Consider the following 9049-nt stretch of genomic DNA (forward strand, 5'->3'; position numbering starts at 1 on the left):
ATATAGCCAGAATTAATTATACACTTCACAATGTGATATATTTTTTAGTATTTTGTTTAGAAAAATAATTTTCTATTCTTTCTAAATATTCATCTGATTTATCCATTACTTTTAAAATTTTATAATGAAAATATTTGAGGAAGGAAGATATGGCAATTTGGCAATGTAAGTTTTTTATTCTGCCTAAAAGCGATACATATGATCTGCAATACGACCAGCAATATAGCAATATAAAGCTCTTTGAAGACGATAAGTATTGGAAAAAGGCAAAGATCAAAAAAGAGATATTTTCTGAAATTTCGCACCTATTAAAGCCCGAAAAATCTTGGTCTAACGAAATAGATCTATATGGAAGCGAAAACGGCAATCGCTTAGAGGTACTTTTTGATGCTAATAATATAATAGAGTCCGTTACGTTTCGTATCGATTTTAGATCCGAGTATGAAGCGGTATTAAGGGGCATAATATCATTGTGCGAGAAAAATGGCTTTTGCATTATAGACGATAGTTTAAAGAATTTAAAATTATCCTTTAATGCTATAAAAGAGGCAATCAACAAATCCAAAAACAAAGAATTTTTTACAGAACTTGTTAAAAATAGTATAATAGGCGATAAAGACGAGTAGCCCATCATAGAAGCCGTAGATGATTTCAAATTTAAGGATGATTTTAAATGATTGTAAAATGTATAAAAGAAGATAGGCATGAGTATCTGGGGTTAAACAGAACCTATTTTGTTTATGGTATCCAATATGAAGAGGGACAGGTTTATTATTGCATATTGCCACTTGAAGATGATAGAGCCTGGTATCGATTTGATAGTGAATATTTTCAAGTAATAGATGAAACGATACCTACGAATTGGACATTTGGGACGCACGAGGGATATTACAGATGGTTTACCATATCTTACGAAGAGGCCGCAACCGATGAAGATCATTATGAAAAGCTTTTTGATGGAGACCCAATAGAAGAGGAAATTTTTAAGAAGAGAAGAGCCGAGATGATCGATGACGTATACAATACCCATATCATCAAAGATTTTAATCGTTTCATATATGATCTAAGCCCTAACCTATCGGTGCAGATGAATATTGCAAATAAAGTACTGGATATAGAGATATCTGACGCAAACGCTGAGGCCAAACATCGCAAAATGAATATTTTAAAGGATGACGGATATAGCTGGTATTTGATAGAATCGGACGTAAGCACCTTTAAAGCCAACGCTACTAATGATTATTTAAGACCCGTATTAAAATATCTTAAATTGTGGCTAGGCAGAAAGAATTTTAGATAACCAGGCAGAAAGATTTAATATGACGAGCGCGACCGATAAAGAAATTTTTATAAAAATTTTAAACGAAGATATCGATGTATGGCGCCCAGTAAAGGCTGCTCAAATCGCGCAATATATTTTTAAAATTACCGATACGACGAAATTTGAATCCGAACTGGATGAAATTTTAGAATTCAAATACGACGATATTGTAAAATGTAGAGAAAAAGACGGCGATTTCTATGCTTTTGAGCTATTTATAAAAAACCCACCTTATAAATAGCGACACGCTTATCATATGGCTTGATTTAATCCCATTTTTCGCTATAATGAGCGTCAAATTTCACTCACGGGGATAGCGATGAGCCTTGTTTCTTACGAATTAAAAAAGCAAAAACTAGATGGAGCGCGCAATGTGGCGCTTTGGAAGGCGCGCGGCGGCGTGGCGGTGGTGGTGCTAGCGCTGTTTATTGCTATGCGCAAGGATTTTGGAGATTTCTCATTCCTGTTTTTATTAGTGTTGCTAGCTCTTGCTTATCCTGCTTACAAATACCTAGCTGTGCGCATTTCGCGTAAATTTGAAACACTCAGCGAAGAGGCTTTTAAAAATGAATTTCTGCTCTGGATCGCAAAGGAGCTGCGCCTTACCTTTCAGCCCTTCGGCGCGTTTTTGCTCGATGAAATTTACAAAAATCCGCTTCGTAAAGAGGCAAATTTATGCACTTGCAAGCACGCGATAGTGGGCAAGACGCCCGAATTTGGCATAAAAATAGGCGATATCTGTCTGAGCCGCGACTTCGATAAAAACAGAGAGGATCGGGTATTTGAACTGGATAAAATTTTGCATCTCAAAAAAAAGGACGATACCGCGATCTTTGACGGGCTTTTTGCAAAATTTGATTTTAGCGAGACCTTCGATAGCCAAATTTTGGTCGTGCCGCGCGGAGAGTTCATCTTCGGCGCGTCGGATCTGAAGCTACTTAAAGATAGCCCGCATTTAAGCGCATCGTTTGACGTTTATCTCAATAATCCTGCCGCCGCTGCATTTTTGCAAAACAAAAAAATTTTAGAAAATATGCAAACGATCACCGTAAATTTGTTCGGCAAAACCGAGCTTTACCTGGGCGAAAACAGCCTCGTAATCGGCGTTGAAAATAGCGAAATTTTCAAATCTGCGCCGAGCTCGCAAAGCGCGAAGCTGCTCGAAAGCCTAAATAAAATGATCGAGATCGCTAAAATTTTTGCTTATCTTAAAAAGCTCGGGCAGGTAGAGTAGTCTACGCCTAAATTTGAGCGAGCGCTATTGGGCAATTTTATTTTTGCAAATCCGATCATAATCGCTCATAATTTAAGTAATTCACACCTCGAGAGGGGCGAATTACTTAGTGAATAATTTTGCCTTTTCATTAGTATTAAACGCTTAAATTTTTACAAAATTCTATGGCGGCGCTTAAAAATTTCAAAATTTTTCAAATTTTATATTCAACCATAGCGCCGCCGTATCCTATTGACACCCCTCGCATTCGATCGAGCGGTCCGCGACGTTGTTTAGCTTCTCGCTATCTGGGCTTTCGGAGCGCAGGTAGTAGGTCGATTTTAGCCCCAGCTGCCACGCGAGCGTGTAAATTTCGCTCAGATAGCCGCCGCTAGCTTTGTCTAGGCTCATGAAAATATTTAGGCTCTGGCCTTGGTCGATCCATTTTTGGCGGATGGCGCCCGCCTTTACTAGCAGGCGCTGATCAAGCTCGTATGCAGGTACGTACGCCTGCCACGTTTTCGGGCTTAAATTCGGCACGACGACCGGGATCATGCCGCTTAGATTGTGCTCAAACCATTTGCGCTTATACACCGGCTCGATCGTCTGCGTGGTGCCTACGAGTATGCTGATGCTCGATGTCGGCGCGATCGCCATCAGGTAGCCGTTTCGCATGCCGTCGCGCTTTACTTTCTCGCGCAGTCCGTCCCAGTCGCAGCCGCTCTGCTCAAAAAGCCCGCCGCGCTTAACGAGCGCCTTGGCGTTTTCGTTCGCTAAATCGATCGGGAAAATTCCTTCGCTCCACTTCGAGCCCGCAAAATCGGGGTATTTGCCCTTTTCTACGGCTAAATTTGAACTTGCCTTGATCGCGTTAAAGCTCACGTTTTCCATTATCCTATCAATCAGCTCGAAGTGCTCGTAGCTGCCCCACTTCACGCCGCGCTCAGCCAGCATCTGCGCTTCGCCCATTACGCCGAGCCCTATCGCGCGGGTTTTTAGATTGGTGTGTTTGACCTTGGCGTGCGGGTAAAAATTTAGATCGATGACGTTATCTAGCATCCGCACGGCGATCGGCATCACGCGAGCTATCTCCTCGCGGCTATTGATTTTGCTTAAATTTACGCTTGCAAGGTTGCAAACCGCCGTCGCGCCCTCGCTGCAGCCCTTTTCTACGATAAAAATTTCTTTGCCGCCCAGCGTGTCTAGCGCGGTGATCTTTTTCGCCTTTTTTACGATGCCCGCGTCGGTCGCCACATCTTCGTTTTCCTCAAACAGCCTCTCGCTGCCGTCAGCAAAAACGACTTTGATTTTGTAGTGGTTCGGCGCCGTATTTTGAAAAATTTCGGTGCATAAATTTGAGCTTCTGATTAAACCTTGATGCGCGTTTGGATTGATGCGGTTGGCGTTATCTTTGAAGCACAAAAAGGGCATGCCCGTCTCAAAATAGCTCGTTAAAATTTTCTTCCAAAGCTCCTTTGCCAGGATAGTGGATTTTGAAATTTTATCATCGGCCTCGTACTGCTCGTAGCGCGCTTCAAATTCCGCGCCGTATAGATCGCTCAGATCGCTTACTTCTGCAGGATCGAATAGCGTCCACTTGCCACCGCTTTGAAGCCTTTTCATAAACAGATCGTTTATCCACAGCGCGGGGAAAATTTCATGCGCGCGGCGCCTCTCCTCGCCCGAGTTTTTGCGCAGATCGAGGAAGTCGCTCACGTCCATATGCCACGGCTCGATATACACGGCAATAGCGCCCTTGCGCGTGCCCAGCTGATCGACGGCGACGGCGATGTCGTTCGTGATCTTTAAAAACGGGATGATACCGCCCGCAGCGTTTTTATGCCCGTCAATGCTGCCGCCCATCGCGCGCACCTTGCACCAGTCCCAGCCGATACCGCCGCCGAATTTGCTCAGAAGCGCCATCTCTTTGTAGCTATCGAAAATTCCCTCGATATTATCGGGCGTGCTTCCCACGTAGCAGCTGCTTAGCTGATGTCGCGTCGTGCGGGCGTTTGAAAGCGTAGGGGTCGCGAGCATGACTTCAAATTTAGATATGAGATCGTAAAATTTCTTCGCCCAGCTCTGGCAGTCAAGCTCGTTTTGCGCAAGGAACATCGCGATCGCCATAAACATCTGCTGCGGAAGCTCGATCGGCGCGCCGCTTTTATCCTTGATGAGGTAGCGATCGTAAAGCGTCTTGATACCTAGGTAGTTAAACTGCAAATCGCGCTGCGGCTGCAGATAAGAATTTAGATCCTCAAGATCGTATTTTTCCTTTAAGCCGAGCATTATACGACCCGCCGCTTCGCCGCGAGCGAAGTAATCTTGTAGGCTGTTATAACCGCTAAAGCCCGTTACTTTATGATATAGATCGTATAAAAATAACCGCGCGGCGACAAAGGTCCAGTTCGGGCGATCCACGTCGATCTTCTCGACCGCGGTTTTGATGAGGGTTTGCTGAATCTCCTCCGTGGTGATCATATCGCGAAACTGGATCTTTGCGTCCACCTCAAGCTCACTAAGGCTTACGTTTTCTAGCCCCTCCACTGCCTCGCTCGTGTATTTTTTGATCTTGCTTACGTCAAGTTCCTCGGTTCTGCCGTTGCGTTTGATTACTTTCATATCATTCCTTGAAATTTAAAAATGCAAATTTAGCGTTAGTTTCCCAATATAAAATACGTCGTCAAAAGAGGCGGCGTAATAAATGCCGCTCATCTCCGCCGTCTTTTAAATTTACGCTAGCTGCGCTGCAAAATCGCGCATTATAGCCAAAATTGCTTAAGCCTATCTGTCATTGCAAATATGAGATTTTGGCTTATAGATTTTAAAATTTAACGAAGCGGGCGGCAATGATGCGGTAAAATTTGAGCGAAATTTTATGGTAGCGGCACGAAATTCTGCAGGTAAAAATTTACGCAAAGCTTTGCGAAATTTTGCGCCGAAAAAGCAGGAAAACAAAAATCTTTGCGGGCAGGCTTAAAATCCGCCCGCAAAGCTTAAGAATTTAGTTGCGCGGTAGCGGGATAGGCTTTCCGTTTAAGATCATAGAGTTGCTTGCCTTATCGAAGCTAAACTCCATCTTAACTCCATCTCCGTCTGGCTTAAGAAACTGCGAGCCGTAAACTTCAGCCATCGGCGCAAAATCGCGCAGGCTGTCATAAGGCGATAGGAAGTCCGTGATGGTCGTATTTATCGTAGCTTTGCCGTCCAAGCTCATACGCTTAAAAAGCTGCGTCTCGTCGATGTAGCCGCCTACTAGCGCGCTTGCGTTAAAAGCAAATTTCTTACCGAGGCTATTTTCAAACGAAAAATCATTCACGTTGATTTTCATATCATCTTTTAGCAGCTTCATAAAAAGCTCTTTATTTTCCGCTAATTTTTCGCCTTCTTGCGGATTTGAGATAACAGACAGATATTTTTCGAAAAGTGCGGCGCTAAAGCTGGTATCGACGCCTAAATGGATGTTTCGCACTAGCACATCGGCGATTTTTAGGCTTTGGGCTTTATCGCTTTCGTTGAAATTTAAAATTCCATCTTTTACGCGGTAGCTACCTTCCGTGCTCATATCCGTAACTACGACGAAGCGCTGCTTATCTACAGTTACGACGAGCTCTTTTGTGCTGCCTGCAAAATCTATGTCATTCAAAAAGAGCTTGGTTATATTGTCGTCTAGATCTTGGATGCCGTTTTTAAAGTTTGCCTCATAGATAAGATCCTTCACATCAAGACCCGAATCCTTGCCGTCGTCTATAAAAATTTCACCGATTTTAAAGCCCAAGGCTTTTATCGTTTTGCCGCTCATATCGCTCGTGCCGTTTAGACTAAGGCCTGCAAGACGTCCTATTCCGCCATCTTCGAGCACATTTATGTCGGCTAGCTTTGCGCTAAATTTAACCTCTGTAGGTCCGTAGTTTAGATGCGTGCTAAGCGGCGCGTCAGTCTTAAACAGCTTCTTGCAAGGCTCTGCGTAATATGGCGTCTTAATCGTTAAAATTCCATCGCTCTCAAATCCATCCGCAGCGTTTTTTACGCTATGCTTGATAGTGTAGTCATAGCGAAAAGCAAAATCCTCCGGGAAAATTTTAGCAGGATCCGGCTCGTCCGTATCGTTGCTATCTTGCGCGCCTGCTTTTTCCTTTAGCTTGCTAAAGCCTTCGGCAAGGCTTTTTTGTAGTTTCTCTTTTTTTACTACGCCCTCGATAAAGCCGCTTGAGTTGCTATCTCCAGGATAAAATTTAGCGCTTTTAGTCTCGAAAATTTCGTTTCTAGCGATAAATTCCGCAATCTGCTGCTCAATCGCCGCGCTGGCACTCTTGCCGACCGCACCGTCAACCGTTTTGGTTATGCTATCGTTTACACTTTTAGCTACTCCCGTTTTAGCGTCCTTCGTCGCCACAAAAACGCCCACTATAAGCGCTACGATGAGCACTAAAGCCGCGATGATCTTTTTCATCATCTCTCCTTTAAATTTAAAATTTATTTGGGTGCGTATTTTGCCGTAAATTTCTAAAATTTTCAAATTCTAGCTTAGTGTGCTTTAACCTAAAAGAAGTTATAATCGCAACATTAATATCAAAATTTAGGAAAACTTATGGCAAAACAAACGAAATATATTTTCGTCACCGGCGGAGTGCTGAGCTCGCTGGGTAAGGGCATTGCGGCGGCGTCGATCGCGACGCTTTTAAAGCATGCGGGGCTTAAAGTGCGCATACTAAAAGCGGATCCTTATATCAACGTCGATCCCGGCACCATGAGCCCGCTGGAGCACGGAGAGGTTTTCGTCACCGACGACGGCGCGGAGACCGATCTGGATCTTGGGCATTATGAGCGGTTCTTGGATGAAAATTTAAGCCAAGACAACAATTTCACCACGGGCAAAGTTTACAGCTCCGTCATCGAAAAGGAGCGCAGGGGCGATTATCTGGGCAAAACGATCCAGGTTATCCCTCACATCGTAGGCGAGATCGTGCGCCGCATAAAAAAGGCGGGCGAGGGCAACGACGTGCTGATCGTCGAGATCGGCGGCACCGTGGGCGACATCGAGGGACTGCCCTTTTTAGAGGCGATCCGCGCGATGAGAGTGGAGCTGGGTAGAGTAAATACGATGAATATCCACCTCACGCTCGTGCCTTTCATCAAGGTAGCAGGCGAGCTCAAAACCAAGCCCACACAGCACAGCGTAGGCGAGCTGCGCCGCATCGGTATCAGCCCCGATATGATAATCTGCCGCTCCGAAATGCCGCTAAATCGCGCGCTTAAAGATAAGATCGCGCTAAGCTGCGGAGTGGATAAAAACTGCGTCATTGAAAGCCCCGATAGCGCGAGCATCTATCAGATCCCGCTTGCGTTTTTGAAGCAAGATATTTTAACGCCGATCGCGGAAACTCTAAGCTTAAACAAGCTCGAAGTCGATATGAGCAACTGGGACAGCCTCGTTAAGCGCGTCATCGTGCCTACGAACGAAACTACGATCGCCTTCGTCGGCAAATATATCGATCTGAAAGAAAGCTACAAATCCCTCACCGAGGGGATTATCCACGCGGGCGCGACGCTGGATACGCGGATAAATTTGAAGTGGATCGATAGCGAAAAAATTGAAGCAAGCAATGTGGATGAAATTTTCCACGATGTAAACGGAATTTTAGTCGCAGGCGGCTTCGGCTCGCGCGGGGTAGAGGGTAAAATTTTAGCCATAAACTATGCGCGGGTGCGCAAGGTGCCGTTTTTGGGCATCTGCTTGGGGATGCAGCTTGCGATGGTGGAGTTCGCGCGCAATGTATTAAAACTGAAAAACGCTAACTCCTCGGAATTTGACTCGCAGACCGAAGATCCGGTGATCTACCTCATCGACAGCTTTATCGACGCAAGCGGCAAAAAGCAGATCCGCACGCATAAATCCCCTATGGGCGGCACTATGCGGCTGGGCGGCTATGACTGCGACGTCAAAAAGGGCTCGCTTTTGGGTAAAATTTACGGCGAGCAAAAAACGATCCGCGAGCGCCACCGCCATCGCTACGAGGCCAATCCGAAGTACCGCGCCGAGTTTGAAAAGCACGGTCTTATCGTCTGCGGCGAGAGCGACGGGCTTATCGAAGCGGTCGAGCTAAAAAACCATCCGTTTTTTCTGGGCGTGCAGTTTCACCCGGAATTTACCAGCCGTTTAGTGCGCCCAAATCCCGCTATTTTGGGCTTTATAGAAGCATCTATCAAAAATGCTAGGTAAAAATGAGATAAGGGAAATTCTAAAATCGAGATTTGCGAACGATCGGCATACTAAAATTTCTGAAATTCCCTTACCCTGCGAGCTGAAGGATACCTATAAGGCGGCTTTGCGCATAAAAACTGCCATCGAAGAAAACCAGCGCATAGCCGTAGTCGGCGATTACGACGTCGACGGTATCGTAAGCACCGTCATAATGAGCGATTTTTTCAATCAAATAGGCGCGGATTACGTTATCAAGATCCCAAACCGCTTCACCGACGGATACGGGCTAAACAGCGAGATCATAGGCGAG

Annotated in this window: 7 protein-coding genes and 1 pseudogene; 6 read left to right on the top strand and 2 right to left on the bottom strand. The window is 45.1% G+C overall.

Translation table 11 applies throughout. The annotated features are described in order from the left end of the window. The first annotated feature begins 149 nt into the window (after positions 1–149). The 4 genes from Q0277_RS06880 (at position 150) to Q0277_RS06895 (ending at position 2555) form a co-directional block, all read left to right on the top strand. Positions 150–626, top strand: coding sequence for a hypothetical protein (locus tag Q0277_RS06880; RefSeq protein WP_297996766.1), 477 nt, complete (start codon positions 150–152; stop codon positions 624–626). A gap of 377 nt (positions 627–1003) precedes the next feature. Beyond that, positions 1004–1300, top strand: coding sequence for a hypothetical protein (locus tag Q0277_RS06885; RefSeq protein WP_297996769.1), 297 nt, complete (start codon positions 1004–1006; stop codon positions 1298–1300). A gap of 19 nt (positions 1301–1319) precedes the next feature. Beyond that, on the top strand, positions 1320–1562 hold the full coding sequence (locus Q0277_RS06890; protein ID WP_297996770.1) for a hypothetical protein: 243 nt from the start codon (positions 1320–1322) through the stop codon (positions 1560–1562). A 78-nt stretch (positions 1563–1640) separates the two neighbouring features. Next, complete coding sequence (locus tag Q0277_RS06895; protein WP_297996772.1) at positions 1641–2555, top strand: DUF3137 domain-containing protein; 915 nt, start codon at positions 1641–1643, stop codon at positions 2553–2555. Positions 2556–2783: 228 nt separating this feature from the next. Here the strand turns inward: Q0277_RS06895 and Q0277_RS06900 are convergent, their stop codons facing one another. Both Q0277_RS06900 and Q0277_RS06905 read right to left on the bottom strand, forming a co-directional pair. Next, positions 2784–5156, bottom strand: a complete 2373-nt coding sequence (locus Q0277_RS06900) for a ribonucleoside-diphosphate reductase subunit alpha (RefSeq protein ID WP_297996774.1) — start codon at positions 5154–5156, stop codon at positions 2784–2786. Positions 5157–5538: 382 nt separating this feature from the next. Beyond that, entirely contained in the window at positions 5539–6987 is a 1449-nt protein-coding gene (locus Q0277_RS06905) for a DUF945 family protein (protein ID WP_297996776.1), read from the bottom strand. 138 nt (positions 6988–7125) lie between these two features. On the opposite strand from Q0277_RS06905, the gene Q0277_RS06910 reads away from it, so the two are divergent. Beyond that, positions 7126–8757, top strand: a complete 1632-nt coding sequence (locus tag Q0277_RS06910; protein ID WP_297996777.1) for a CTP synthase — start codon at positions 7126–7128, stop codon at positions 8755–8757. Further along, a pseudogene (locus Q0277_RS06915) lies at positions 8747–9049 on the top strand (single-stranded-DNA-specific exonuclease RecJ); the annotation flags it as partial. The gene Q0277_RS06910 and the pseudogene Q0277_RS06915, both read left to right, overlap by 11 nt.

The organism is uncultured Campylobacter sp. (assembly GCF_938030815.1).
Classification (GTDB): domain Bacteria; phylum Campylobacterota; class Campylobacteria; order Campylobacterales; family Campylobacteraceae; genus Campylobacter_B.